The following is a 26,387-nucleotide window of genomic DNA, read 5'->3' on the forward strand; positions in this document are numbered from 1 at the left end:
ACGAAAGTCGAGAGTATGCGTATCGCCTTGTTGACGGCCGGAACCCGCGGCGACCACCAGCCCTACCTGGCGCTGGCCGACGAATTCCGCTCCCGCGGCCACCACGTCGAGATCACCGCCACCGAGAACTACGCCGACGTGGTTCGGCGCTCCGGCTTCGAGCCGCACGTCATCCCGTTCAACTCGGCCGAACTGCTGGAGTCGCCCGCCGCCAAACGCGGTCTGTCCTCGGGCAATCCGCTGCCGTTCCTGCAGATCATGCGGGATACGGTCAAGATCATGGCGGGGGAGCGGGGCGAGCAGATGGTGCAGGTTCTCAACGACGCCTGCGAATCCGCCGACGTGATCGTATCCTGCGCCTCCACCCTGCCGTGGGCCATGGAGCGCCGCGAGAAGACCGGGCAGCCGGTGATCGGCGGACTGCCGTACCCGCTCGAGCGCACCGCGGAATTCCCGTCCTCGTTCATGGCCAAGCGCATGATCGCCTCGCGGCGGCTGCGGCTGGCCACCTACACGGCCTTCGAAATCGCCTACGGTGTTGCCTATCGCCAGATGGATCGGCGGGTGCGCGCCCTGATGGGCCTGCCCGGCGCGCCCCGCAACCCGTTTCGGCGCATGCGAGAGGACGCGATCCCATTGGTGCACATGGTGAGTCCGGTGCTGCTGCCCAAACCCGCGGACTGGCCGGAGCGCTCGGTCGTCGTCGGCGCGCCGATCCTGCCGGAGCAGCTGCGCGGCGCGTGGGGCGAGGCGGAGGTCGATCCGACGCTGTCGGACTGGCTCGACGAGGGCGAGCCGCCGATCTACTTCTGCCTCACCGGCATGCCGATCCTGGATCCGGTCGGCAGCTGCGACCTGATCGCCGCCGTCTGCCGCAGGCTCGGGGCGCGCGCCCTGGTGACGGTGAAGGGCGACGGCTACCCGCGCGGCATCGGCTACGACCGGCAACTGTACGTGCTGGACTCCTTCGACTACGACCGCGTGCTGCCGCGCTGCCGCGCGGTCGTGCATCACGGCGGCAGCGGCAACACCCACGATGTGCTGCGCGCCGGGCTGCCCGCCGTTGTCATCGGGGTGCACAGCGACCAATTCTTCTATGGCTGGCGGATTTCCGCGCTCGGCATCGGCGACGACTTCCCGTACCCGTCGCTGACCGAGAACCGCCTGTACGAGGCGCTGGTGCGGACCCTGACGCCCGAGGCGCGCGATCGGGCCGCGGAACTCGGCCGCCGAGTCTCCGCCGAGAACGGCATCCGGGCCGCGGCCGACGCCGTGGAGCGACTCGTCCCGGCCGGGTCGGCCGATGTCCACGGGTCCTGAACCATGGCCGAATCCATTCACGTCGCGCTCTTCACCGATTTCCATCCGGCGACGCTGGGCGGTGTCCAGACCGCCATGCGGTCGCTGTGCGCCGGTCTGCGCGCCCTCGGTCACCGGGTGACCGTATTCTGTCCTCCCGCACCGGGATTCGAGTCCGATGATCCGGACACGGTGATCCTGCGGCCGGTTCGGCTCTCGATGTCCAATGGCCTGCCGCTGGTCCTGCCGACCCGAGCCAATCGGCGACTGATCGACGCCGCCTTCGACGAGCGTGGTCCCATCCACCTGGTGCACGTGCTGACCACCTATGGCGGCGGGATCGCGGGCATCCGGGCAGCCCGTCGCCACGGCGTCCCGATCGTCCAAACCATGCAGAGCCGCGACGACGCGATGATCGAAAAGTATTCACCGACACCATATTTCGCCGCCCTGTCCATGCGGCTGCTGCACGGCTGGTTCCTACCGCTGCGACGACAACCGGTCTACACCGGTGACAACCGCACCGCGCGGCTGGCGTGGCGACCGCTCATCGCCCATGCCCAAGCCGCGGACCACGTCATCGTCCCCACCCACCATTTCGCCCGCCGCCTGAGGACGCGCGGTGTGGATCGCCCGATCCATGTGGCTTCCAACGGAATCGACGACGCACTGATCGATCGTCTCCGCACCGGCGAGGCGCAAACCCCGGCTCCCCAGGACGGGCCGTTGCGCCTGCTCTGGTGCGGTCGTCTCTCCCCGGAGAAGCGTCCCCTCGAAGCCATCGAGGTGGCCCGCCTCGTCGAGAACTGCACACTCGACATCTACGGCAGCGGCCCGCTGTCCGATCGCGCCCGTACCGCGATCGCCGAGGCGAACCTGTCCGACCGCGTTCACCTTCACGGCGAAGTCGACCAGGCCACCTGCATGACCGCCATGCGTGACCACGACCTGCTGCTGCTCACCTCCGACTGCGACACCCAGGGCATGGTCCTGCTCGAAGCCATGGCCATGACCCTCCCGATCCTCTACTGCGATCCGGATCTCGCCGAAACCATCCCGGCCGCGGGCGGCCTGCTCACCCCGGACCCCGCACCCGAATCGTTCGCCGCGACCGCCCAGGCCCACAACCGGATTCAGCTCGCCGCCCTGCGCGCAGCCCTCGCCACCCACGCCGATACGCCCCGCCAATCGCATCATCTCGGCGACCTCGTCTCGGTCTACACCGCGGCCCTCGAGGTTGGTATTCCCGGACGAATCCGAACGGGCAGGTGGCAAGTGTCGAGTTGATGGTCGAACGGTTGCGGCCCTACACCGCTTCGGTTTTCGTCGAGATCTCCCACTTGGCGCAGGCACAGCCGTCGACCTCGGCCAGGACTGCCCCGACTACGACGCCCCGCCCGCGATGCTCGAACGGGCCCGCTCGGCGATATCCGGTGGCCTGAGCCACTATCCGCCCTCGAACGGTGAACTCGCCCTGCGCGAGGCCATCGTGGCCGACCGCGCGCGAGGTCTGGGCAGCCACTACGACCCGCGCCGCCGTGCTCGGCCTGGTCGAACCGGGCGCGGAAGTGATTCTGATCGAACCGCTGAATGGTCTTGTATCGGGTTCGGCGCACTTAACCGTGGGGGAAGAATTGCTGCCCGGTGAGCACGTCGGCTTGCCCCTCGGCCACCGGCTCGCCCCGGCCCGCCGACCGCACCACACCGGAAAGCTCACCGGATCCGTGCGCAGGCCGTCCTGATTGAACTGGAAGGGCCGATGGAGAGGCTGACCCGGGTACAAGGCCGTCAGCCGACCGCCCTCGTCGAAGAGAGCGTCGGCATTGCTGCGGATCTCCCTGATACCCACCACTTTTCGAACGGGGTGAACCTCGCTGGGCAGGTGATTGCTCCGCGAGGAACGTTGCGGCAGTTCGGCGATGTCTCGTCGTCCGGGACGAGTTGCCGAAGATTTGCGAGAATGGCATTGGTGTGCTGGTAGTGTTCCAGCTCTCTGACGCGACCTCGCTCAGTTCGGCGCGTATCAGCCTGATGGTGCGGCGTCGCCACGTACCCGCGATTGCGTCGGTGACCACAAGCCCGCGATATCGCTGTGTATTCGCCCAGTCCACCGTGATCGTGGCGCGCGCCGGAGGCGCGGAATTAGACTTTCAATTTGCCAGAGGTTTTCTCTAGTTGTAGTCCGTCCAACGACCCTGGGAGACCGGCCATGGCGACGCATACGTGGGAAACCGAACAGCAGCACCGCATCGACCAGGTCTTCACCGACCAGCAGGTGCGCGATGCCATGCCGTCGGAGGAGGTCATCGCCGCCGCCGCGCGGCCCGGTCTGCGACTGGCCCAGATGATCGACACCGTCGCGGCCGGGTATGCCGACAGGCCGGCCTTGGGCATGCGCGGTACCGAACTCGGCACCGACGCCGCCGGGCACCGGGTCCGTCGGCTGTTGCCGCGCTTCGACACCATGACCTACCGGGAATTGTGGTCGCAGGTGGGCGCGCTGGCCGCCGCATGGCACCGAGACCCGCAGCATCCGGTGCGTGCCGGTGACTTCGTCGCGATCCTCGGTTTCACCAGCCCCGGCTACATCACGGTCGACCTCGCCTGCACCCGGCAGGGCGCGGTATCGGTGCCACTGCAGGTGAGCGCGACGCCCGCGCAGTGGGCGGCGATCCTCGCCGAGACCTCCCCGCGGGTGCTCGCCAGCAGCCCGGAGATGCTCGACGGGGCCGTGGACGCGGTGCTCGCCGGAACCGCCGCTCCGCAGCAACTGCTGGTCTTCGACTACCACCCCGACGACGACAACGACCGTGCCGCCATGGAGGGCGCCCGCCGCCGCCTGGCGCAGGCCGACATTCCCATCGTGGTGGCCGAGCTGAACACCGTGCTCGACCGAGGCCGCAGCCTGTCTCCCGCCCCGTTGTTCGTGCCCGCCGCCGGCGAGAATCCGCTGTCCATGCTCATCTATACCTCCGGCAGCACCGGCACCCCGAAGGGCGCGATGTATACCGAGCAGATGCTGGCCGCGATGTGGCGTACCCGCTTCGGAGCCGATGGCATTCCGCTGCCCGCGATCGAGCTCAACTACATGCCACAGAGCCATCTGGCGGGGCGGATGCAGGTGGTCAGCACGCTGATGCGTGGTGGCACCGCGTATTTCACCGCCGGCAGCCACATGTCCACCCTGTTCGACGATTTCGCGCTGGTGCGGCCCACCGAGGTGTCCTTCGTGCCGCGGGTGTGCGATCTGGTATTCCAGGAGTTCGTCAGCGAGGTGGAACAGCGCGTCGCGGACGGCGCCGACCGTACCACCGCCGAGCGTGAGGTGCGAATCGACCTGCGGGAGCGGCAGTTCGGTGGCCGCGTGCTGGCGATGAGTTGCGGGACCGCGCCGCTGTCCGCGGAGACGCGGGCCTTCATCGAGTCCGTGTTCGAACTACCGCTGCACGACGGGTACGGTTCCACCGAGGCCGGAGGCATCATGCGGGACAACCACATTCACCGACCCCAGGTGCTGGACTACAAGCTCGCCGACGTACCCGAACTCGGCTACCACCACGACGACCGGCCGCATCCGCGCGGCGAGTTGCTGGTGAAGACGATGACGATGTTCCCTGGGTACTACAAGCGGCCCGAGCTCAGCGCGGAGATGTTCGACGCCGATGGCTTCTACCGCACCGGCGACATCATGGCCGAGATCAGCCCCGACGAACTGGTGTATGTGGACCGGCGGAACAACGTGCTGAAGCTCTCGCAGGGCGAATTCGTCGCCGTGTCCCAGCTCGAGGCCGTATACGCGATCAGCGCGCTGGTCCGGCAGATCTACGTGTACGGCTCCAGCGAGCGCGCCTACGTGCTCGCGGTGGTGGTGCCCACCGATGAGGCGCTGCATGCGCATCCGGACGATCTGAAGGCCGCCGTCCTGCAGTCGCTGCAGAAGATCGCGCAGAATGCCGGGCTGGCCTCCTACGAGATACCGCGTGACATCATCATCGAGACGCGCCCGTTCACCCGCGCCGAAGGGCTACTGTCCGGTGTCGGAAAACTGTTGCGGCCCAAGCTGAAGCAGCGCTACGGGGAGCGGCTGGAGGAACTCTACCAAGAGCTGGAGCGGCAGCAGACCGACGAATTGACCGCGTTGCGAAGCGGTATCGGTGACCGACCGGTGCCGGAGATCGTGCACCGGGCGGTGCGGGCGCTGCTGGGCTGCGCCGACGCCGATATCCGGCCCGACTCGCATTTCGGCGATCTCGGCGGCGATTCGCTGTCGGCACTGTCGCTGTCCAACCTGCTGCAGGAGATCTTCGGGATACAGGTGCCCGTCGGCGTGATCGTCAGTCCCGCGGTCGATCTGCAACAGCTGGCCGGATACATCGAGGAGGAGCGGGTTACCGCGGGGCGGCGCGCGACCGCGGTCTCGGTGCACGGCACCGGCGACCGGATCCGCGCCGCCGACCTCACACTGGAGAAATTCATCGACGCCGCCACTCTGACGGCCGCGCCGGCGCTGCCGGCGGCGGTCACGACGCCGCGGACCGTGCTGCTCACCGGCGCCAACGGATACCTGGGCCGGTTCCTGTGCCTGCGCTGGCTCGAGCGGCTGGACGCCGTCGACGGCGCCCTGGTCTGCATCATCCGCGGCAAGGACGCGGACGCGGCGCGTGCGCGGCTGGACGCGGTGTTCGACTCGGGCGATCCGGCGCTGTTACGGCATTATCGGGAGCTGTCCGAACGCCGGCTGCAGGTGCTACCCGGCGATATCGGCTACCCGAATCTCGGTCTGACGGAAAAGGATTGGCAGCGGCTGGCGGACACCGCCGACATGGTCGTGCATCCCGCCGCGCTGGTGAACCACGTGCTGCCCTACGACCAGCTGTTCGGCCCCAACGTCGTCGGCACCGCGGAGGTGATCCGGCTGGCCCTGACCGGCAGGCGCAAGCCGGTCACGTACCTGTCCTCGGTGGCGGTGGCCGGCCAGGTACCGCCCGGGAGGTTCGCCGAGGACGGCGACATCCGCGAGATGAGCCCGGAGCGGATACTCGACAGCAGTTACGCCAACGGCTACGGCAACAGCAAGTGGGCCGGCGAGGTGCTGCTACGGGACGCGCAGGAGCGGTTCGGGCTGCCGGTGGCGGTATTCCGCTCCGACATGATCCTCGCGCACAGCTATTACGCCGGGCAGCTCAACGTGACCGACATGTTCACCCGGCTGCTCCTCAGCATCCTGGTGACCGGCGTGGCGCCGAAGTCGTTCTACCGCACCGACTCCGGCGGCCATCGGCAGCGGGCGCACTACGACGGCCTGCCTGCAGACTTCACCGCCGAGGCGATCGTCACCCTCGGCGGCCGCGCCACCAGCGGCTATCAGAGCTTCGACGTCCTGAACCCCTACGACGACGGCATCTCCCTGGACCAGTTCGTCGACTGGCTCATCGACGAGGGCCACCCCGTCCAGCGCATCGACGACTACGGCGAATGGCTGTCCCGCTTCGAGAGCGCCCTGCTGGCCCTACCCCAGCAGCAGCGCCAGCAATCCGTCCTCCCGCTTCTGGACGCCTACCGCACCCCCGCCGAACCCACCCGAGGCTCCGTCCTCCCCGCCGATCTCTTCCGTGTCGCCGTGCAGCAGGCCAATCTCGGCCCCGACGCCGACATCCCCCACCTTTCCCGCGCCCTTGTCCACAAGTACGTCGACGACCTGCACCTGCTGAAGCTCCTCTGATCCCAGAGGAGGACCAGGTCGGTCAGCTGGTCCCCATCGATGTGAATTCCGACCGGCTACCGGCGCCCTCGTTCGGCGCAATGCCGGCCCTGTGTTACGCATTCTGCCGTTCTGTTCGTACGTGTTTCGCCGTTACTGTCGTGCGTGCTTCGCCGTAACCCGTATCCAAATCTGTTGTCCAGGTACCGATTACGATCGTCATTCTCGGGAACCTCGCTCACGCTTGCCGGCTGGGAAGAGACCCGCTTTCCATCGAAGGCGACCGCGCGATGCTGCACCATTGAGTTACCGAACCGTGGCTTTCCTCTGTCATCAACGGTCAGGTGTCGCCTACGGGAGTGGGTGACTCCTCCGCCGATCGGATCGAGGCATCGCCGTCGAGGGCGAGTCGGGTCGGGTGGTTGAGGCTCTGTCATGCCCGGACTGTACGAAATCATCGAGGCAGCACCGTCCGTCGAACGGGGCACGCCTGGCTGCGTCGAGACGTCGAGTACTGCGTTTGTCGCACCGAAATCATCTGACACATCGCCCGATCGCTGCTGCCCGCACGTGACCGCACGGTAGGTTCGCGCGAAACGAGAAGGGTATGGGGCTATGAAAGACCGCCATGGTCAACCGGAGTTGCCGAAGCCCGACCTGCGGGCGACCGCGGTCACCGCGGCTTTCATCGCGCTGATCTTCGGTCTGCTGACCGGAATCGCCGGGATCGTGTGGATCCTCTATGTAGCGTTCAGCTTCGAAGATAGCGCCCGCGAATCGTCATCAGTCGAGATTGGCCAGTACACCAACCACATCATGATGGGGATCGTCGCCGTGGCCATCGGCCTGGTCTGGCATGTTGGCGGGTTCTTGCTGCTGGCGGAAAAGACCGCGGGCCGAGTCCTGGTGATCGTTGCGTCCGGGGTGGGGCTGATCGCGAGCATCGTGCAACTGTTGAACAGTGGTTTCGACTATTTGTTCGTCCCGATCCTGGTGAGTCTGCTGATTCTCGTTTTGTGTGTGGTCCCGGCAACAGGGCACGCGATCGCGGCGGATGAATCCGAGCCGAATCCGCTCGCGCACGGCCAGGACCAGTACTGAATTCGCCCACCCGACGGCGAGATCGGCGAAGCGCGACGCCGGCTGGCCGCCGGCCATTCGTGGCCGTGAAGGTCATCAACGAGGATCGGCCCGTGCAGGCCGGTCGGCCTGATCCGGCTGCAAGGCCGGCCGCTACGCGAACTTCGTCGGATTTTCAGCGATTACCACCGGAACCCCGAGCCGGTGGCGGACCTGGCTCCGTTGAGACCGGTTGACCTTGTTCGTGAATCGCGGGTGCTGTTGTCGCGCTGGTGGTTTCATGTTCGGCTGTGCGTGAGGAGGGGGCGCGGGCGTACGGTGGGGGAAGTCGAAGTTTGCGCGGATCGGGGGGCGATGGCGGCGCGATTGTTGTTTGTGTCGATGCTGGCAGCGTGGGTCGGCGGGGTAATCCTGGATCTTGTTGTGTGGTGGCAGGCTTGGCCGCTGTGGCTGGTCTGGCCAGGTGTGTTTCTCATGGTGGCCGGCCTGGCGGCCGGGTTTGTGGTGTCGCAGAAGGAGGCGCGTCGCTCCCGGGCGGAGCTCAATGAGATGCTGTGGTCAACTGAACGGATCCGCCGGCAGTTCGAGCAGGACCGCGCCCAGGCGAAGCTCGATCAGATACTGCGGGAAGGTGAACAGATCCGCCAGCGGCGCGAGGAGGGAACTGCCCCCGAGTCTGACTGAATCTGGGCTGCGGGGTTCTTGTTCGAAGCGTGGTTCTGCTTGTGTCAGCAGGCTTAGCATCTGCTGTAGGGCAAGAGATTTCGATCCGGGGGGGCAGTCGGATGCCTGACGACGAAGCGCGGGGGCCTCTGGCGGAGTTCACCGCTCTTCGAGCCGAGATCGATCGGAGGCGAACCTTCCAGCAAGGACTCTTCGTGCTCAACTCACGGCGGTCTGGCCTGAGCGACACGGCTCATGAGGTCCAGTAACGCGGAAGGTCACGTGGGATAGCAGGCCGCCGGATCCGCGGCCGCTGCGGTGGACGACGACGCGGTTGTCGTCACTGGCGGCGCGGTGGTGGCCGCGGCCGTTGTCGTGCTGGCAGGCGGCGAGCTCGGCGCGGCGTGGGGCTTGTCGTCGGCAGTCCCGCAACCGGCGAGCGGCAGGGCGGAAAACGTGAACGTTAGTGCGACAGTGGCTCTCGTATGGTCCCCTCGGTGAACGTGCCGCGAGTACAGCTGACGGCCGCTCGCGGGGTGCGAATACGGATGATTCGGGCACGCATTGTCAGCTCGCCGTGCGGGCCCCGCGGATATCGAAAGACCCCCGGTTCAAGTGGTGGGACTTCAGTAGGTTTGCGGCGCAACCGAAGAGACACCCGGTCGAGGGCCTTCCTGTGGAGCAACGCGGGAATTGAGCTACCGGCGCTGCGTCATGATGTCCTGAATGCTGTCGCTATAGGCACCTCCTTCCGAGGCCTGAGCATCGGAATGGTCTTGGGTTTCCAGCGCCAGCGCTTCGTCCAACTCGTAGCGGGGGACTCGGGTGCGCCAGTGATGACACTGGGCCGGGTCGACCGTCTGAAGTTCCGCGAACGCCGTTACGCGCCTGGGGTTTCCGCCCACATGCGCCAAGCTGGGAGTGATCACGACCGCGCAGTCGAGCTGACGGAGCAGCCGGCAGAGCATCCCCATGCGATCCTGGTTCGAATTGTCCACCGCGAGCACCCGAGCAACCCGCAGACCCAACGCGTGGGCTCGCTGCCGGGCATAGAACTCGGTCCAGTCCAGATCCGCTTTCGTGGTGAGCAACGGACGGAAGATGTAGATCACGGCCTTGTCTGGTCGCGCGAGGGCCTTTGCCTGCTCGAGCACTTCCGCTAGAGGGTCCGGGTAGTCGTCTGGTTCCGGCGCGTCTGTCACTGTCCGCCCCTTGTCGTGGTCTCGTCGTCGTTGGGGGCGACTCGAGGCCGGGACGACGCCCACCGCCCCGAGTGCCTACCAGGACGGTAGGGTTGCGCGCTGTTGCGCAGCCATGGAGTTCCGCCAAGTTGCGCAATTCATTGACTCTCATCGCGGTGAGCTGGGAAGATTTGAAGCCTTCCACGCAACCGATCGAGCAAGGTCTCACCATGCATGTCGAGTTCCTCGGCGGCGACTCTGGTGGCCAGGGTTCCCCGCGCCTGTATCTGACCGATCGCAACACCTTCGCCGTGCAGGGTTGGAAGACCCAGCACGCCAATCGAATCGAGATCCCGCACGGCCTGCTGCGCTATGCGCAACCCGGTACGTGCCTGTCGGGTTTGCAGGACACCGGACACGGAACGTTCCTGCTGTCCGGCACACCCATGACAGACCCGGAAGCCCTGGGGATCATGAAGATTCCCGCTCACGAGACCGCCGTCGAGGTCCCCGTCTCGCAGGTGGTGACCCCCGATGCGCCAGGTCCTCGGGGGTGAGGATTTCGACCGCCTGCTCGACGAGGCGAAAACTCGTGCGTTCCACCTGGAAACGCACGACGACTACCGCGCCGATTCCGAAACCGCCTCGCTGAAGGCATTTCTCGCTGATGAGTCCACCGACCCTGGCGGCGACTGGTTCACCCCGTGGACCGATCAGGTCGGGCGGATGGTCGGGCGCGGCGTGGCCGTCCAGCGCGCGCGGATCATCACCCAACCGCACACCGCCTATACCCGCTACCTGCTCGCCCTCACCCGCTACAACATCGCCGCGGGTGAGGACGTGCGCTACCTGGCACGGAACAACGCCGCACCCATTGACGCGAACACCGAGGACTTCTGGCTACTCGACGACCGCACGGTCGCCTACAGCCTGTTCGATGCCCGCGGAATCTGGGTCGGCGGGGCAGTCACCGAGGACGCGGTGATCGTCGCGAATGCAGTCGAGATCCGAGATCGTGTCTGGCGGGCCGCAACTCCGTATGCCGAATACCTGGGACACTCCACGACGTGACCGAGGTATTGCGCGCACGCGCTGCGTTGGGCGCGCGTCTGCGCGAGCTCCGCAAGGATGCTCGCCTCGACGCCGTCCAGCTCAGCGCTGCGGCAGGATGGCACAAATCCAAGACGAGCCGTATCGAGCTCGGCAGGCAGACGCCCAGCGAGGCCGACCTCGAAACCTGGTGTGAGATCTGCGACGCGCGCCTGGCCCTGCCCGATCTGCTCGCCAGCTTGCGCAACGTCCAAGCGCAATGGTCGGAGTGGAAAAGGATCGCCGCGGCCGGCCACACTCGTCGGCAACGCCGGCAAGTCGACATCGAAAGCCGCGCGTCGCTGCAACGCACCTACGCGCCGGTCGTGTTGCCGGGCCTGCTCCAAACCGAGAGTTACGCGCGTGCCGTTCTGGCTCAGTGCATTCGGTTCCTCGGTACCCCTGACGATCTCGACGAGGCTCTTGCGGCGCGGATGGAACGGCAACAAGTACTGCGCAAGCCGCGGCACCGATTCATCCTGCTTGCCGACGAGTCGGCCCTGTACACCACGGTCGGAAACGCTGGCGTGATGGCCGACCAACTGCGCTTCCTGCTCGATTCGGCATTCGACATTCCTCGCGTGCTGTTCGGCATCGTTCCCAGAGATGCCGAATTCACATACATCACAACGTCATTCGACCTGTTCGACAACCGGCTCGCTCTGATCGAAACCATCAGCGCGGAACTGACGGTTGTCACAGCGGCCGAACTGAGCTTGTACGAGCGCGTGTGGAAGGCGCTCCAGGCGCAAGCGGTCTACGGCAGCGCGGCTCGTGCACTGGTCGACGCAGCACTGGAGAGCCGACGCGCCGACTAGATCCGCTCGGCGAGATCCTCGTCGTCGACCGGACGCACGGCTTCGGCGAGCTGGTGCAACCGCGCAGCCACGATCTCGGCCGCCGCCCCGCTCCGATAGACGCTGTCGCACACCGAGAATTCCGTGCGCAGACAACGCACGGCAGATCGACTTGGGCCACTACTGACCGAGGTCCGCCCTCGGTTCGGCTGATCTGTTCCGCGACACTGCGGTTGGGTTCAGGGGACGCCGGCCCCGGTTCCGTCGAGAGCGCGAACCGTATGGGCGGTGGCGGTGCGGACGTGTCCTGCGGCGTCGGCGGCTATCGGCGCGCCGGCACCGGTCGAGGCTTTGACGAGTTGGGAGCGAGCGGGCAGGGCGCGGGGGCCGAGATGGTCGAGGGCGTTGGCGGCCTGCAATTGGATCCAGCCGTCGGGGTGACCGGTGAGGGTGGCGCCGAGGTATTCGACCGGCTGCGGGTTGTCGGTGACACGGGCGAGTGCCTCGGCGAGAGCGATCTTGGTGTGGGGTGACGGCTCGGTGTCGAACGCCGCCCGCAGGTCGGCGGCGGCGGGCGCGGCGCCGGCGTCGAGCATGCAGCAGCCGGTGGCCGCCCAATAGCGCACTATCTCGTTGCCGGAGTTCAGATTCCGGATCAGTTCGGGCAGCCCGGCGGGATCGCGGCGGATGGCGTTCGCGGTCAGGGTCATGATCTCGCGCAGCGGGTAGGCGCCGGGTGCGCGCCCGGCCGTGTAGCCTTCGGCGGCCTCGCTTTCGGGGATGAACCCGTCGTCCACGACGGCGAGCATGTGCTCGTCCAGTGCAGTCCGGAGGCGTTGCAGGTCCTCGGCATAGGCGGGATCGTCGGCGAGGTTGTGGATTTCGTCCGGGTCGGCGGTGGTGTCGTAGAGCTCTTCCGCGGGCCGTTCGTTCCAGAACCGGTCGGCGATCTCGTCGAGGTTCCCGCTGTGGTGCAGCTGATCCCATTCGCGGTATCCCGCTTGCAGCCACATGAATTGGACGTGCTGCCCGTTCGGTAGGTGCGGGAGGTAGTTGCGGATGTAGCGGAAGCGTTCGTCACGGGCGGTGCGCACCATGTCGTACCGTTCGTCCATCCGGTTGCGCATGCCGAAGGCATAATGGCTCACCGCGCGGCGCGGCCCGGCGAACGGGGCGCCGCCCATCCAGGTGGCCGCGCCGACTCCGGTCAGGTCGAGGATGGTCGGCGGTAGTGCGGTTCCGCTGCATACCGGCTCGTCGAGTGTGCTCCCCGGGGGAGCCGGGGCCAGCTCGGCGACGTTGCCACCGAAGCGGGCGATCAGCGGAATGTGCAGCCCACTGTCGTAGCAGAAACGTTTGGAGCGGGGCAGCACGCCGCCGTGGTCGCTGTAGTAGAACACGATGGTGTCCTCGGCCAGCCCTGCGTCGTCGAGTTCCCGTAGGCGCGCGGCCATTTCCTGATCCATCTGGTTGATCTGGTTCATATACAGCGCGGCATCGGAGCGTGTGGTCGGCGTGTCGGGGTAGTACGGCGGTATCCGCACCTCACCGGGGGTAGTGGGTCCGCCGAGGATCGGGGTTGCCGTTACCGCGTGCACCGCCTGCAACTCCTGCAGATAGGGGGTGGACATCGCACCGTCGAGCCGATCCAGGCCGGGCGCGTTGAGGAAGACCGAACTCTCGTGGGTCGTCACCGGATTGAAGATGGCGAAGAAGGGTGCGCCGGGCGGCCGGTTGCGCCAATGCGCGTGGGGTGAGGACTCGTCCCACGTGGCGGCGACGTTCAAATCGGCGGTGTTGTAGTCCTCTTTGGCGTTGTTCGTGCAGTAATAGCCAGCCTGCCGGAGCAGACGCGGCCAGCCGGCGCCGTCGAGAAAGGGCGGCAGTGCGCCGGCGGCTCGCATCTGATTGGCCGGGGCGCAGCTCTCGGACTCCATGCCGGTGATCAGGGAGAACCGGGACGGCGCGCAGACCGGTGCGCTCGAGAAGCAGTTGCGCCAGCGCACCCCTTCGGCCGCCAGCCGGTCCAGGGTCGGAGTCTGCGCGACACCGCCATAGCACCCCAGATGCTGTGCCCCGCAGTCCTCGCTGACCAGGCACAGAATGTTCGGCCGCCGGCCTGGTTCGGCTCGGGCGAGTACGCCCGGTGCCAGTGCGGCCGTAGCAGCAGCGGCAGCGGCCGCGCCCAGGAAGGCACGACGGGTGACTCCGGCGTGGAACGGCGTATCGGGCATGGTCATCGATTCCGGCTTTCTCTCACATCACGGCAGGACGGCAGTGGCGGCCCGGCGTGCTGGTTACTCGTGTAACAAGCCGGAGGTTACACGAGTAACTTCGGTCCTGTCATAATCGTGAGCTGCCGGCAGAGAAGTAGGAGGGTGGTGTCCATGGAAGGGTCGATCAACAATCCGACCAGCGCCGATGTCGCACGACTGGCAGGGGTGTCGCGCGCCACGGTGTCCTACGTGCTCAACGGACGTTCCGATGAGCGGGTCCGGCCACAAACCCGTGATCGCGTGCTCGCCGCCGTTCGGGAGCTGGGGTACGCGCCGAACGCGACAGCACGAACTTTGCGGACGGGACGCAGCAATACGGTGCTGATGCCGACGATCCAGCTGCCGGGCAGCCCGCCCCTCGACACGTTCATCGAGCAGCTGGCCTTCGCACTGGCCGAGCAGGACCTGTGCCTGCTCATGCACGGTGGCCGACGGCACACCGGGCTGGAGGCAGCACAGGAATGGGCTGCACTGCGCCCCGTGGCGGTGATCGCCAATCCGCACCAATGTCCGCCCGAGAGCGTGGAATTCCTCCAGCGGGCCGGCGTGCGGGCCGTCGTATTGCTGGGCGCGCAGGCCTCCGAGGCGGGTTCGGCGATTGCGCTGCCGGTGGACCACTCCGCCGTGGCCCGGACCGCGGCGGAGTATCTGATCGACCGCGGCTGCCGGCGCCTGGCCTGCCTCGTGCCGACCGGTGCACTGGCCGTACTCGGCATCCCCCGGCTGGAGGCCGTGTCCCTCGTCGCGAATCCGGCCGGCATCCCCGTCGAACGCGTCGACTGCGACCTGACCGAACAGAGCATCACGCCGACGGTGAACCGGTGGCGCACCGACCCCGCGTCCCGCCCCGACGGGATCTACGCCTACAACGACGAACACGCCCTGTTGCTGATCGAGGCCCTGCGCGAGGCCGGCCTGCGGACACCGGACGACATCGCCGTGGTCGGATCGGGCAACTTTCCCATGGGCCGCATACTCAGGCCCCGGTTGACCACCACCTACGTGCCTGCCGAGCGACACGCGACGGCGATAGCGACAACGATCGCGAACGCGCTGAACGGCGCCACCGGAACAACCGTCCCAGCGCCGCCGCCACCGGAGCTGATCGTGCGGGAATCGGCGTAGGACGTGAGCAGCCGAAGTAACAGCGATAGGAGACACCCTGTGCACAACGCCGGCAATCGGCCCAGCTGCTGCACGCCGTCCCGCAATGACGCTGCGGCCGAACAGATCCCCGCCGCGATGCCGGTCCGGCCCGATCCCGACGTCGACGGAATGATCGCCCTGCCGGGCGGAGAGTTCCTCATGGGTACCGACGATCCGGCCGGCTACCCGGCCGACGGTGAAGGCCCGGTACGCACCGTGCGCGTCTCTTCTTTCCGGATCGACGCCTGCGCGGTGACCAACGTCGACTTCGAGGCATTCGTCGACGCCACCGGATACCGCACCGAGGCCGAACAGCTGGGCTGGTCCTATGTTTTCGCCGGATTCCTGTCGGCCGCCGTGCGCCGTACCTCGCCGCGACCCGATCACACTCCGTGGTGGTGTGGTGTATCCGAAGCCACCTGGCGCTGCCCGGAAGGCCCGGGCAGCGATATCGCCGACCGCGGTCGGCATCCGGTGGTGCACGTTTCGTGGAACGACGCGCACGCCTACGCCACATGGGCTGGAAAACGGCTGCCGACCGAAGCCGAGTGGGAATTCGCCGCCCGGGGCGGGCTCGAACAGGCCCGCTACCCGTGGGGCGACGACCTCGACGCGGACGGCGAATACCGCTGCAACATCTGGCGCGGCACCTTCCCGGCCAAGAACACCGCCGCAGACGGCTACCGCGGTACGGCACCGGTGGATGCCTTCGCCCCCAACGGATTCGGCCTGTACAACATGTGCGGCAACGTCTGGGAATGGTGTGCCGACCGGTGGGCCACCGACCACGCCCGCCCGCCGTTCGATCCGCGCGGCCCGGAAACCGTCGACGCCAAGGTGATCCGCGGTGGATCGCACATGTGTCACGAGTCCTATTGCTTCCGCTACCGGGTGGCCGCACGATCCGCCAACACCCCCGACAGCTCCGCCGGCCACACCGGCTTCCGCTGCGCCCGATCACTGTGACCGGCACGTGAGGTACGCGAAGCACCGTCACGGCCGACCGAACGGTGGTTCGGCGTTGTCGGGGGTGGAAGGCGACCGAACGGAATCGCTTCCAGCTGATCGGGATCTGCGATCCCTGTCGGCAACTGAAGGGGTGCAACGTATTCGGGGTTTCCGGTAGTAATCGCCGAGAATCCCACGAAGTTCGGCATAACCCGTGGTGGCTGCCATTCGTCAGTCCAAGCGGTCACGTGGATGGCGGAGTCGCACTTGTGGATCGGTCGTTGTGAGGTGATGATTCGGGGCGGGCAATCCGCTGGTACATGTGGCGTCGAACTATCGAGCAGTCCTGTAATCGGTCGAGGGGGAGTGCCGGAGTGCGGATGTTCATCGGTGGCCGGGTCAGCCACTGTGGTGGTGAGGCCGATGTCGTCATCGGTGCGCTGCGGCCGGTCGCCGGGTGTGTCCGTGGTGAGAAGGTCTGCCAGGTCGAAATCTGCCGGTGGACACCATTGTGCAGCTGCATCCGATCCTGGTCGGTTGCACCGCTGCCCATCTCGCGCCGAACACCCTGCACAGCGTCGGAACGCTCCCAGATCAGGATCTGGGAGCGTTCCGACGTTTTATCCCGGTGCGGGGGCCGGACCGCAGTACGGTCCGAGCGGGCGGCGGTCAGCCCATTTCTTCCAGTGCCTTGCCCTTCGTCTCCGGAACCCACCTGAGTACGAAGGGAATCGAGAGGACGGCGAAGGCGGTGTAGATGACGTAGGTCCCCGACAGGTTCCAGTCGGCGAGGCTGGGGAAGCTGGCGGTGATGACCCAGTTGGCGATCCATTGCGCCGACGCGGCCACGCCGAGGGCGGCGGCGCGCAGCCTGTTGGGGAACATCTCGCCGAGCAGCACCCAGACCACGACGCCCCACGACATGGCGAAGAACAGCACGAAGCAGTGCGCCGCGATCAGCGCCACGACGCCCTGGGTGTGCGGTAGCGCCACCGTGGCACCGGAGTCGGTCTTGGCTGCGAAGGCCCACCCCTCCAGTGCGAGGGAGATCGCCATGCCCGTGGATCCGATGAGCGCCAATGGTTTCCGTCCGATCCGGTCGACCAGCATCATGGCGATCACGGTGCCGACGATATTGATGATGGACGTGGTGAACGAGTAGAAGAAGGAGCTGGACGGGTCGATGCCCACCGACTGCCACAGTGTCGCCGAGTAGTAGAAGACGACGTTGATGCCGACCAGCTGTTGGAACACCGACAGTCCGATACCGATCCACACCACGGGTAGGAACCCGGAGTTGCCGAGCAGATCCCGGAATGTCGACCGGTGCTCGCTGTGCATGGCCTGCTCGATCTGCGCCACCCGTGCATCCAGATCGACGCCGCGGCCCTCGACCTCGGCGAGCACCGTGCGGGCCTGCTCGATGCGCCCGGCGGTGATGAGGAAGCGGGGAGATTCGGGGATGGCGAAGGAGAACAGGAAATACGCGATCGCGGGGATCACCATCACTCCGAGCATCCACTGCCAGGCCTCGAGCCCGCCCAGATGCCCGCGCTGCTCGCCACCGGCCAGCTCGAGAATCGCGAAGTTCACCAATTGTGAAGTGGCGATGCCGATTACGATGGCCGCCTGCTGGAACGACGCCAGCCGCCCGCGATACGCGGGCGGGGACACCTCGGCGATATAGGCGGGCCCGATCACCGAGGCCATCCCGATTCCGAGGCCACCGATCACACGCCACATCGCCAGATCCCACAGCGCGAACGGCAACGCCGACCCGACCGCGCTGACGGTGAACAACACAGCGGCGATCCGCATGACCCAGATCCGCCCGATGCGGTCCGCGACCCGCCCCGCGATCGCGGCGCCGACCGCGCACCCGATCAACGCGATGGCCACGACCTGTGCCAGCGTGCCCGACCCTATGTCATAGCGAGAGCGGATCGCCTCGACCGCGCCGTTGATGACCGAGCTGTCGTACCCGAACAGGAATCCGCCCATCGCCGCCGCAGCGGTGATGAAGATGATGCGGGTGAGGCCGGCTGCCCCCTCCACCTGCCGTCGGGGTACCGGTGACCCCACTGTTGTGCTCACGCAGACTCCTCGCTGGTGTTGTGCAGCTTGTATTCACCGGCCCGAGGGCGCAAACCCGGTCACCGGCGCGCAGAGCGCGCGCCTGTCGAACCACCTCGGGGCCGTATGGCCACCGATCGAGACAGCGACACACGCACGCTGAAGTCGAGGCGACCAGGCACGAGAACATATCGACGCCGACCCGACCGTGCGCGATCGATTTCGGTGGACGGGAGCAACCGCCGCGACGTCCGCGACCATCCGCGACAGGGCACCAGCTCACCCGTCCAGGTCCACCAGGCGGGAATCCCGGACCGCCGAGCAGCAGCGCGGTGTAGCGCCGTGCCGCGGACCGACGCGAGCGGCTGCACCATCAGCAGCCGGTGAGCCAACACGCGGTGTCGAGACGGAAGACCGCTACCTTCTGAAAACCGAATGATGTACGTTTTTCGCCATGCATCGCTCAATCAGCCGTTTATCCCTCATTGCCGCCGCCGTTGCGGCCGCGTCCGCAGTGACCGCCGGTCCGGCCGGGGCGCGGCCCGAGCCGCCCGCCGCGATCGCACCGCTGGGCCCGGACTTCCTATGGGGGGTCGCGGCCTCGGGATTCCAATCCGAAGGTCATGCCCCCGACAGCAACTGGACGCGATACGTCGCACAGGGAAAGACCGAGGATCCCTACAACGACTCGGTCGATTTCTTCACCAACTACCGCGCCGACATCGAACGAGCCCGTCAGTTGGGGGTGAAGGTGTATCGGATCGGGATCGAATGGGCCCGTGTGCAACCGGCTCCCGGCGTGTGGTCGCAGGAAGGACTGGCGTTCTACGACAACGTGCTCTCGGCGATGGCCGAGGCCGGGATCCGGCCGATGATCACCCTCGATCACTGGGTGATCCCGGGTTGGGAGGTCGATCGTGGTGGCTGGAACAATCCGGGCATCGTCGAGGATTGGCTGGCCAACGCGCGCACCGTCGTCGACCGCTACGCCCACTACAACCCACTGTGGGTCACCTTCAACGAACCGATCGCCTCGGTGTCCTACGAGACCCAGCACGGTGGTCTGTCGTCGGACAATGGCGAAGCGATGAAGGATCGGATCGGCCAGGCGCACAACAGAATCTACGACTACATCCACCAGGTGCAGCCCGGCGCGATGGTGACCAGCAACGTCGCCTACACCGGTGCGCTGGAGAACGTGGTGAACGCGCCGATTCTCGAGCGCATGGCCGGTCGGCTCGACTACATCGGTATCGACTACTACTACGGCATGTCCCCCGACACCCTCGCGGACGTGCCCAAAATCGTGACCGAGGACTGGAAGGCACCGCTGCAGCCCGAGGGCATCTACTACGCACTCGACCATTACGCGCGCAAATTCCCCGGCATGCCCCTCTACATCGTCGAGAACGGCATGCCGACCGAGAACGCCAACCCCCGCTCCGACGGCTGGGACCGCGGCGACGAGCTACGCGACACCATCTACTGGGTGCAGCGGGCCAAGGCCGACGGCATGAACGTCATCGGCTACAACTACTGGAGCCTCACCGACAACTACGAATGGGGCTCCTACACACCACGATTCGGTCTCTACACCGTCGACGTTCTCCACGACCCGACCCTCACGCGGCGACCCACCGACGCTGTGCCGGCTTACACCGACATCGCCCACCACGGTGGTGTCCCCGCCGATTACCGCCCTACTCGCGCACCGGCAGCGTGCTCGCTGGTCGATGCTCTGGCCAGCTGCACCGACCCGGTGACGCTCCCACGCTGATCGGTTCCGCGCGTTATCGGCGGGTCCGGGACAAGTGACGGCCGCGGCTCGGGCGCGCCGAGTCGGGATGCTGCGCGCAGAAAGGGGTTTCGGGCGTCTACCCGACCCGACCGCCGCGGTCGATCCGGCTGGCCGCCCCCGCGGCCGTCGGTTCGCCGTACCCGGGCCGCGGTGCCGCTGTCTGTGCGCGGGCGGGTCCGGACACCGCGGGTTCAGGCGCCTTTGATCGCGATCTGCCAGAAGCGTTCGAGTTCGGCGGCCATGTCGATGGTGGGGTCGATGAGCCATCGCGATTGCAGCCCGTCCATCAGCGCGATGGCTTGCGTGGCCAGCGACCCGATATCGGCGGTGGCCGAGAGGATGCCGTTGTCCTGCATGCGCTGCAGGACCCCGGTCACGATGGCACTGGACTGCTCGTAATGCTCGACCATGTAGGCGTGCGCGGGATGACGGTGGTCGGCCGCGGCGGCCTGCATATGGGTGAACAGCTCGGTCAACCCGGGCACTGTCGTGCTGTTCTCGATGACCGCGATGTAGTTGGGGTCCGGATTCGTCTCCAACCCCACACTGGCGGGGTCGAGCCCCACACTGGCGAGGTCGAGCTGGCTGCGTCGACGCAGCACGGCCAGGAACAGGTCTTCCTTGGAGCCGAAATAGTGCAGCAACCCGCTGGGGGTCAGCCCGACCGCGTCGGCCAGTTCGGCGACCGAGGTGGACAGGAATCCACACTCGGCGATGGTTCGCAGCGCGGCGTCGAGGATCTGTTCGCGCCGTTCGATGCCTTTGGTGTACGGGCCCCGTTCTCTCACCGGGCCAGTGTGTCACGTGTAGGCCCTTGCATTGAAAACTGAATACTGTACGGTTTTGGCCATGCTTCGCTCTCTCAGTCGTTTCTCCCTCCTGGCCGCCGTGATGGCGACGGCCGCGTCCGTCGCTGCGAGTGGTCCGGCCGGGGCGCGGCCCGAGCCGCCCGCCGCGATCGCCCCGCTCGGTCCCGACTTTCTGTGGGGTGTCGCGGCCTCGGGATTTCAAATGGAAGGTCATGCCCCTGATAGCAATTGGTCGCGTTATGTCGCGGAGGGTAAGACCCCGGATCCCTACAACGATTCGGTGGATTTCTTCACCAACTACCGCGCTGATATCGAGCGGGCCCGTCAGTTGGGGGTGAAGGTGTATCGGATCGGGATCGAGTGGGCCCGTGTGCAGCCCGAGCCGGGGGTGTGGTCGGCGGAGGGGTTGGCGTTCTACGACAACGTGCTCTCGGCGATGGCCGAGGCCGGGATCCGGCCGATGATCACTCTCGATCACTGGGTGATCCCGGGTTGGGAGGTCGATCGTGGTGGTTGGAACGATCCGGGCATCGTCGAGGATTGGCTGACCAACGCGCGCACGGTGGTCGACCGCTTCGCTCATTTCAACCCACTGTGGGTCACCTTCAACGAACCGGCGTACTACATGCTGGAGGAGGTGCTGAACGGTGGAATACAGGCGAGCAACGTCTCGGCCATGTCGGATCGGATCGCGCAGGCGCACAACAGTATCTACGACTACATCCACCAGGTGCAGCCCGGCGCGATGGTGACCAGCAACACCGGCTACTTCCCGGGTGTCGAGCCCCAGGTCAACGAGCCGTTGATCGATCGAATCGCGGGCAAGCTCGACTACCTGGGCATCGACTACTACTTCGGGCAGTCGCCGGACACGCTGGCCACGACCGGCCGCGACATGGCAGAGAAATGGAACGCCCCGCTGCAGCCCGAGGGCATCTATTACGCGCTCGACCATTACGCACGTAAATTCCCCGGCATGCCGCTCTACATCGTAGAGAACGGAATGGTCGAGCGCGACAAGGAAACTCGCGCCGACGGCTACACACGTGCGGACAACCTGCGCGACACCGTCTATTGGATGCAGCGGGCCAAGGCCGATGGCATGAATGTCATCGGCTACAACTACTGGAGCCTCACCGACAATTACGAATGGGGCTCCTACACACCACGATATGGGCTCTACACCGTCGATATCCTGCATGACCCGACCCTGACTCGCCGCCCGACCGACGCTGTGCCGGCCTACACCGACATCGCCCACCACGGCGGCGTCCCCGCCGATTACCGTCCTACCCGCGCACCGGCAGCGTGCTCGCTGGTCGATGCTCTGGCCAGCTGCACCGACCCGGTGACGCTCCCACGCTGACGGGTGTCGACCACCGCCCGTCTGCGCGGCCGGGTCCGGAGCATCCCCTCAGTGCTCTGGGGCCGGTCGCGCGCCGCTCGGCGGCCGCGGCGCTTTCGGGCGCCGGTTGGGCCCGGTCAGGCGAGCAACTCCTTCGCGCCGCTGCCCGCGCTGGTACTCCTCGACGAGCACGACGGGTCACGACGACCACCAGACCCATCCGCAGTGACGTGCAGGAGATTTCGGTGAGCGAAACAACCCCACAGCACCCCGCCACGACACCGGACCCTGCCGCGGCGACACCGCCGCCACCCCGCGGCGACGACAGCGGAAGGACCGGCCGGATCGATCGTGAGCCCGGCGCGCCCGCCGCGCACGTGCTGGCCGCGGTGACGGAGCTGGCGCCGCTGGTGCGCGAGCAGGCCGCGGCGTGCGATCGCGACCGCTCACTGCCCCGCCCCGTCCTCGACGCGCTGGTCGAAACGGGCCTGTTCACCCTGCTCGACCCCCACGACGGGGAAACGGCACGGCTACTCGACTTCTTCGCCGCGGTCCGCACCATAGCGTCGGCGTCGGCATCGGTGGGATGGGTGGCCGCGATGCTGGGCACCGCGGCCTGGCATGTCCTGGCCATGGACCCGGCAACACGACAGGAGGTGCGGGGGTCCGCGCAGACGGCACTGGTCAGTGTCTCGCACGCCCCGATGGGCCGGCTGACACCGACGGACGGCGGCTACGTGCTCGACGGGGAATGGCCGAACCTGCCCGCCGTCGACCACTGCGACTGGGCGGTGCTGACGGCGCTGACAGCCCGCGCCGAAACGACGCCGAGGCGAACGAATCCGGTGCGCGTGGCCACCGCGGTGGTACCGCGCGCGCAGCTGCTCGACGGAGCGGACTGGAACACCATCGGGCTGCGCGGAACCGGCAGCAAGCGCGTCAGTGCCCGCCAGGTGTTCGTCCCCGGCCACCGGGTACGCCGCAGCCCGCAACCCGGCGACATCGCCGGGCACGCGGTGCCGCGATGTCCGCTGACCATCGTGTACAGCATGGCCGCCTGCATGCCCGTGCTCGGAGCGGCGCAGGGCGCCTTCGACGGATACCTCGCGCGCACCGAACGCCGCGTCGCGCTGAGCCTGGCGGGCGCGCAGTCGGTGCTCGACCCGGCGATCCAGGCCGCGGTCGCTCGCGGGCTCGCCGAGATCGACGCCTCGATCCTGCAGCTCGAACGCGACCTGCGCGACACCAGCAGCACGGTGGCCCAGGCCATCCCGGTCGGGACCGAATTGCTGCTGCGCACGCGCCGCGACCAGGTGCGCGCCACCGAACGCGCAGTGGCGGCGCTGGAGCTGCTGCGGCGGATGGCCGGGGGAGAGGCCGTGCGCGAGGGCGGGGCGATCGACCGGGCGTGGCGTGATGTGAACACCGCCGCCGCGCACGTGATCAACCAGCCCGAACCGGCTCTGCGGCTCTATGGGCAATGGGCCTTCGGCCTCGACGTCGACAACGAGATGGTGACGATATGACCACGCGAACACCCCCACCCGCGCCCGTCGAACGCGTACGGCCCGATCCGCCATCGACCGGCCGGGCAACCCTCGACGGGCTGCCGCAGACGATGTTGGAACGGATGACGCTGATCCTGGAGTTGTTCGACGACCGCTCGGTGCGGCTGCGGCTGCACGAGGTCGTCACCTACACCGGGCTGCCGCGGTCGAGCTGCTTCCGCATCCTCGAACAGCTGGTCGTGCTGGGCTGGCTGCGCCAGCGCCCCGGCGGGTATGCCCTCGGGCCGCGCGCACTGCGATTCGGAGGCCGCCACGACACCCACGACGACCTGCGGATGGCCGCGTTACCCGCGCTCGAGGAGCTACACGCCCGCACCGGCGCAACCGCCTATCTCGGGGTGCTCGACTTCGACGAAACCCTGTTCCTGGACCGCGTGACCCGCGTGCCCGTGCCGACGATGGTGGTCGGAGTCGGCCACCGCGCGCCCGCCTACGCGACCGCACTCGGCAAGGCCGTGCTGGCGTGCCTGCCCCTCGAGGACACCGAGGCGAGCCTGGAAGGCCGGCTGGCGCCCTGCACACCCGCGACCATCACCAGCATGCCGGTGCTGCGGGCCGAGCTACGGCGCATCCGCATCCGCCAGGGCCTGGCGTTCGACAGCAGCGAACACCTGCCCGGGGTCTATGGGGTCGCCACGGTGATCCGCGACAGCGACGGTGTCCGCGGCGCGCTCGGAGTGAGCACGACAGGCACCGCCGCCACGGTGGAACGTTTCGCCCCGCTGGTCGTCGAGGCCGCCCGCCGAGTGTCGCAGCGGTTGAACCCCGATACCAGCCAAGCGCCGCCGCCGACACCGCCGGACCCGATCGCCGTGCAGCTGCTGGCGGTGCTCGACGACGACGCCCTGCTGTAGAACGTCGCGGCCACGACCCTGATGACCACCGTGGCCACGACCGGCGTGGTGGGGACCACCCGACCGGGCCCCCACCACGACGACTAGTGGGGCGCCGATCCGCTTCCGGACCCGCCCGTCAGACCGCTGGACGAGCCGCTGGGCAGGCGCAGGATGGCGTCCGGGACGCCGGTGCCGTCCGGATCGACGAGCCCGTTGTGCGCGTACGGAGTGTCGCCAGGCGGGGACTGCAGCACGATCAGGTACTTGTCGACCCCGTCGATGAGCCCGGCGACGCCACCGGCGACCGTGCCGGCCATCGCTCCGGCCGCGGCGAACACCGCGATCGCGGCAGGGACGGTGGCCAGGCAGGCCGGGCCGACCACCAGGCAGCTGCCCAGCCCCAGCACGCCGCCGACCACCGCGCCCAGCAACGCGCCCACCGCGGTACCGATCATCGGGTATCGCGACATGTTGGTCGCCAGATCATTGATCGCGAGCTGGTTCTCGAACGGCGACGCGACCGGCTGCGATGCTGTGGCCGGCACGTTGGCGAGCTCGGGGGTCAGGGTGAGGGTGCGGTTGCCGTTGTCGAGACGCTGCGAGACCGGCACCTGTTGGTCACCGACGAACAACGTCGATGCAATCGCGTCGACCGCGTGGCCGCCCTGGTCACGGATCTCCATCGTCTGTCCGTCCACGGCCGGGGCGAACGTGCCCCCGTCCAGGACCGCGCGCACCGAAGTGCCTTCGGTCGAGAGCGTGTAGTTGACCGCCGTCGTGAGGGTGTCGTCGGCGACCGCGGGGGTGGCCGAGGCCGCGATCCCGGCGCTGACCAGGGCGGTCAGCGCGGCCACCCGCAGCGTGGACGTCGAAGCCGTCGGAGTCATCGGGTCGCCTCCGCGTCGGGCGCGGGCGCAGCGTCGGGCGTCGGCGTGGGCACGGCACCGCGGTCGCGCGCGTACTGACCGTATTTGGACTCGCCGGGTGCCGACCGCAGGACGGTGATGTAGTCGAACGCCGCCGCCGCCGCGGTCGGGCCACCACCGACGATGGCCCCGACCAGGCCGCCGACGCCGCCGACGAGGGTGACGATCGGTAGCACCGCGACCACACAGCCCAAGCTGATGACCAGACACGACGCACCGGCGATCGCGACACCGACACCCACACCCAACGCGGCGCCGATCGCGGTACCGACCATCGTGCCGATCGAGGTACCGATGCTGACCGAGTTGATCAGGTCGTTCATCGCCAGCTGGTTCTCCACCGGCGAGGCCACCGGCTTGATCTCCTGATGACGCACCGCCTCCCAGTCCGGGGTGGACACCAGCGACCGGCCGTCACCGGAAATCTGCTGGGTGAGCCCGATCTGCCGGCCGTCCACCCGCACCGCGGACGGCAGCGAGTCGAGTACCTGTCCGGCGACATCGCGGACCAGGACCGACGCCCCGTCCGGTGAGAGGGCGAAGGTGCCGCCGTCGAGGGTGGTGGTGACCGAATCACCGGTCGGGGTCGCGTGATACGCCACCGGCGCCGAATCAGCCGGCGGCGCCGCGGGGGCCGGATCGGCCGAGGCGTTGACGCACGTCGCCAGACCGCCGATGACAGCGGCCGTGGTGAACGTGGCGAGAACAGACGTGCTACGTGAATTCATGGTGTCCCCTGAAGCCGAAACATTCGCTCGGCCAATGGAATATGAGAGTGGTCACTTGGACGCAGGGGACGGTATCGGGCCCACACACCGGCACCGCCGCGAATTTCGGTCAGCGGAAACGGGA

The 26,387-nt window shown here is 67.4% G+C and carries 21 protein-coding genes; 15 read left to right on the forward strand and 6 right to left on the reverse strand.

Annotated elements, in window-relative coordinates:
* Window positions 1–15: 15 nt before the first annotated feature.
* From ACQP1O_RS19240 to ACQP1O_RS19265, 6 genes are all read left to right on the forward strand, one after another.
* Window positions 16–1,320: a glycosyltransferase gene (locus ACQP1O_RS19240; RefSeq protein WP_433567126.1), complete on the forward strand. Its 1,305-nt coding sequence runs from the start codon at window positions 16–18 to the stop codon at window positions 1,318–1,320.
* A gap of 3 nt (window positions 1,321–1,323) precedes the next feature.
* On the forward strand, window positions 1,324–2,586 hold the full coding sequence (locus ACQP1O_RS19245; protein ID WP_433567127.1) for a glycosyltransferase: 1,263 nt from the start codon (window positions 1,324–1,326) through the stop codon (window positions 2,584–2,586).
* Between the two features lie 251 nt (window positions 2,587–2,837).
* Window positions 2,838–3,041, forward strand: a complete 204-nt coding sequence (locus tag ACQP1O_RS19250) for a hypothetical protein (RefSeq protein WP_433567128.1) — start codon at window positions 2,838–2,840, stop codon at window positions 3,039–3,041.
* Window positions 3,042–3,508: 467 nt separating this feature from the next.
* Window positions 3,509–7,021, forward strand: a complete 3,513-nt coding sequence (gene car, locus ACQP1O_RS19255) for a carboxylic acid reductase (RefSeq protein WP_433567129.1) — start codon at window positions 3,509–3,511, stop codon at window positions 7,019–7,021.
* A gap of 594 nt (window positions 7,022–7,615) precedes the next feature.
* The gene (locus tag ACQP1O_RS19260) at window positions 7,616–8,101 is read left to right on the forward strand and encodes a hypothetical protein (RefSeq protein ID WP_433567130.1); all 486 of its coding nucleotides are present in this window, start codon (window positions 7,616–7,618) and stop codon (window positions 8,099–8,101) included.
* 333 nt (window positions 8,102–8,434) lie between these two features.
* On the forward strand, window positions 8,435–8,764 hold the full coding sequence (locus ACQP1O_RS19265; RefSeq protein WP_433567131.1) for a hypothetical protein: 330 nt from the start codon (window positions 8,435–8,437) through the stop codon (window positions 8,762–8,764).
* 677 nt (window positions 8,765–9,441) lie between these two features.
* Here ACQP1O_RS19265 and ACQP1O_RS19270 read toward each other — a convergent pair.
* Window positions 9,442–9,945: a hypothetical protein gene (locus ACQP1O_RS19270; protein ID WP_433567132.1), complete on the reverse strand. Its 504-nt coding sequence runs from the start codon at window positions 9,943–9,945 to the stop codon at window positions 9,442–9,444.
* Between the two features lie 209 nt (window positions 9,946–10,154).
* On the opposite strand from ACQP1O_RS19270, the gene ACQP1O_RS19275 reads away from it, so the two are divergent.
* Genes ACQP1O_RS19275 through ACQP1O_RS19285 form a run of 3 tightly spaced genes read left to right on the forward strand, consistent with a single transcriptional unit; the run spans window position 10,155 to window position 11,831 of the window.
* Entirely contained in the window at window positions 10,155–10,481 is a 327-nt protein-coding gene (locus tag ACQP1O_RS19275) for a hypothetical protein (RefSeq protein ID WP_433567133.1), read from the forward strand.
* Window positions 10,459–10,995, forward strand: coding sequence for a DUF6879 family protein (locus ACQP1O_RS19280; protein WP_433567134.1), 537 nt, complete (start codon window positions 10,459–10,461; stop codon window positions 10,993–10,995). Before ACQP1O_RS19275 ends, ACQP1O_RS19280 begins: the two co-directional genes overlap by 23 nt.
* Window positions 10,992–11,831 (forward strand): helix-turn-helix domain-containing protein, encoded by an 840-nt coding sequence (locus ACQP1O_RS19285; protein WP_433567135.1) that lies wholly within the window; start codon window positions 10,992–10,994, stop codon window positions 11,829–11,831. Before ACQP1O_RS19280 ends, ACQP1O_RS19285 begins: the two co-directional genes overlap by 4 nt.
* 218 nt (window positions 11,832–12,049) lie before the next feature.
* On the opposite strand, the gene ACQP1O_RS19290 is transcribed toward ACQP1O_RS19285, so the two are convergent.
* Window positions 12,050–14,050, reverse strand: a complete 2,001-nt coding sequence (locus tag ACQP1O_RS19290; RefSeq protein ID WP_433567136.1) for a sulfatase-like hydrolase/transferase — start codon at window positions 14,048–14,050, stop codon at window positions 12,050–12,052.
* A 111-nt stretch (window positions 14,051–14,161) separates the two neighbouring features.
* Between ACQP1O_RS19290 and ACQP1O_RS19295 the strand changes: the two genes are divergently transcribed.
* On the forward strand, window positions 14,162–15,211 hold the full coding sequence (locus ACQP1O_RS19295; RefSeq protein ID WP_433567137.1) for a LacI family DNA-binding transcriptional regulator: 1,050 nt from the start codon (window positions 14,162–14,164) through the stop codon (window positions 15,209–15,211).
* Between the two features lie 39 nt (window positions 15,212–15,250).
* Window positions 15,251–16,198 carry a formylglycine-generating enzyme family protein gene (locus tag ACQP1O_RS19300; protein WP_433567138.1) on the forward strand — a complete coding sequence of 316 codons (948 nt, stop codon included), beginning with the start codon at window positions 15,251–15,253 and terminating at the stop codon, window positions 16,196–16,198.
* Between the two features lie 651 nt (window positions 16,199–16,849).
* Here the strand turns inward: ACQP1O_RS19300 and ACQP1O_RS19305 are convergent.
* Window positions 16,850–18,274: a sugar porter family MFS transporter gene (locus ACQP1O_RS19305; protein WP_433567139.1), complete on the reverse strand. Its 1,425-nt coding sequence runs from the start codon at window positions 18,272–18,274 to the stop codon at window positions 16,850–16,852.
* A 433-nt stretch (window positions 18,275–18,707) separates the two neighbouring features.
* On the opposite strand from ACQP1O_RS19305, the gene ACQP1O_RS19310 reads away from it, so the two are divergent.
* On the forward strand, window positions 18,708–20,030 hold the full coding sequence (locus ACQP1O_RS19310) for a family 1 glycosylhydrolase (protein ID WP_433567140.1): 1,323 nt from the start codon (window positions 18,708–18,710) through the stop codon (window positions 20,028–20,030).
* A gap of 212 nt (window positions 20,031–20,242) precedes the next feature.
* Here the strand turns inward: ACQP1O_RS19310 and ACQP1O_RS19315 are convergent, their stop codons facing one another.
* The gene (locus ACQP1O_RS19315; RefSeq protein WP_433567141.1) at window positions 20,243–20,839 is read right to left on the reverse strand and encodes a TetR/AcrR family transcriptional regulator; all 597 of its coding nucleotides are present in this window, start codon (window positions 20,837–20,839) and stop codon (window positions 20,243–20,245) included.
* Window positions 20,840–20,900: 61 nt separating this feature from the next.
* On the opposite strand from ACQP1O_RS19315, the gene ACQP1O_RS19320 reads away from it, so the two are divergent.
* From ACQP1O_RS19320 to ACQP1O_RS19330, 3 genes are all read left to right on the forward strand, one after another.
* Window positions 20,901–22,226, forward strand: coding sequence for a family 1 glycosylhydrolase (locus ACQP1O_RS19320; RefSeq protein WP_433567142.1), 1,326 nt, complete (start codon window positions 20,901–20,903; stop codon window positions 22,224–22,226).
* Between the two features lie 224 nt (window positions 22,227–22,450).
* Window positions 22,451–23,731 carry a hypothetical protein gene (locus tag ACQP1O_RS19325; protein WP_433567143.1) on the forward strand — a complete coding sequence of 427 codons (1,281 nt, stop codon included), beginning with the start codon at window positions 22,451–22,453 and terminating at the stop codon, window positions 23,729–23,731.
* Window positions 23,728–24,627, forward strand: coding sequence for an IclR family transcriptional regulator (locus ACQP1O_RS19330; protein ID WP_433567144.1), 900 nt, complete (start codon window positions 23,728–23,730; stop codon window positions 24,625–24,627). The genes ACQP1O_RS19325 and ACQP1O_RS19330 overlap by 4 nt, the downstream gene beginning before the upstream one ends.
* Before the next feature lie 83 nt (window positions 24,628–24,710).
* Here ACQP1O_RS19330 and ACQP1O_RS19335 read toward each other — a convergent pair whose 3' ends face one another.
* Window positions 24,711–25,496: a hypothetical protein gene (locus ACQP1O_RS19335; RefSeq protein ID WP_433567145.1), complete on the reverse strand. Its 786-nt coding sequence runs from the start codon at window positions 25,494–25,496 to the stop codon at window positions 24,711–24,713.
* A complete protein-coding gene (locus tag ACQP1O_RS19340; RefSeq protein ID WP_433567146.1) occupies window positions 25,493–26,263 on the reverse strand; it encodes a hypothetical protein in 771 nt (256 codons plus the stop codon). Before ACQP1O_RS19340 ends, ACQP1O_RS19335 begins: the two co-directional genes overlap by 4 nt.
* Window positions 26,264–26,387 lie beyond the last annotated feature (124 nt).

This window comes from Nocardia sp. CA-151230, from assembly GCF_050942175.1.
Classification (GTDB): domain Bacteria; phylum Actinomycetota; class Actinomycetes; order Mycobacteriales; family Mycobacteriaceae; genus Nocardia.

Excerpts from the sequence above, each read along its gene's own strand:
- ACQP1O_RS19290 (WP_433567136.1), bottom strand. The coding sequence starts at position 14,050 with ATGACCATGCCCGATACGCCGTTCCACGCCGGAGTCACCCGTCGTGCC.
- ACQP1O_RS19260 (WP_433567130.1), top strand. The coding sequence starts at position 7,616 with ATGAAAGACCGCCATGGTCAACCGGAGTTGCCGAAGCCCGACCTGCGG.
- ACQP1O_RS19240 (WP_433567126.1), top strand. The coding sequence starts at position 16 with ATGCGTATCGCCTTGTTGACGGCCGGAACCCGCGGCGACCACCAGCCC.
- ACQP1O_RS19340 (WP_433567146.1), bottom strand. The coding sequence starts at position 26,263 with ATGAATTCACGTAGCACGTCTGTTCTCGCCACGTTCACCACGGCCGCT.
- car (WP_433567129.1), top strand. The coding sequence starts at position 3,509 with ATGGCGACGCATACGTGGGAAACCGAACAGCAGCACCGCATCGACCAG.
- ACQP1O_RS19330 (WP_433567144.1), top strand. The coding sequence starts at position 23,728 with ATGACCACGCGAACACCCCCACCCGCGCCCGTCGAACGCGTACGGCCC.
- ACQP1O_RS19335 (WP_433567145.1), bottom strand. The coding sequence starts at position 25,496 with ATGACTCCGACGGCTTCGACGTCCACGCTGCGGGTGGCCGCGCTGACC.
- ACQP1O_RS19310 (WP_433567140.1), top strand. The coding sequence starts at position 18,708 with ATGCATCGCTCAATCAGCCGTTTATCCCTCATTGCCGCCGCCGTTGCG.
- ACQP1O_RS19245 (WP_433567127.1), top strand. The coding sequence starts at position 1,324 with ATGGCCGAATCCATTCACGTCGCGCTCTTCACCGATTTCCATCCGGCG.
- ACQP1O_RS19265 (WP_433567131.1), top strand. The coding sequence starts at position 8,435 with ATGGCGGCGCGATTGTTGTTTGTGTCGATGCTGGCAGCGTGGGTCGGC.
- ACQP1O_RS19280 (WP_433567134.1), top strand. The coding sequence starts at position 10,459 with ATGCGCCAGGTCCTCGGGGGTGAGGATTTCGACCGCCTGCTCGACGAG.
- ACQP1O_RS19320 (WP_433567142.1), top strand. The coding sequence starts at position 20,901 with ATGCTTCGCTCTCTCAGTCGTTTCTCCCTCCTGGCCGCCGTGATGGCG.
- ACQP1O_RS19275 (WP_433567133.1), top strand. The coding sequence starts at position 10,155 with ATGCATGTCGAGTTCCTCGGCGGCGACTCTGGTGGCCAGGGTTCCCCG.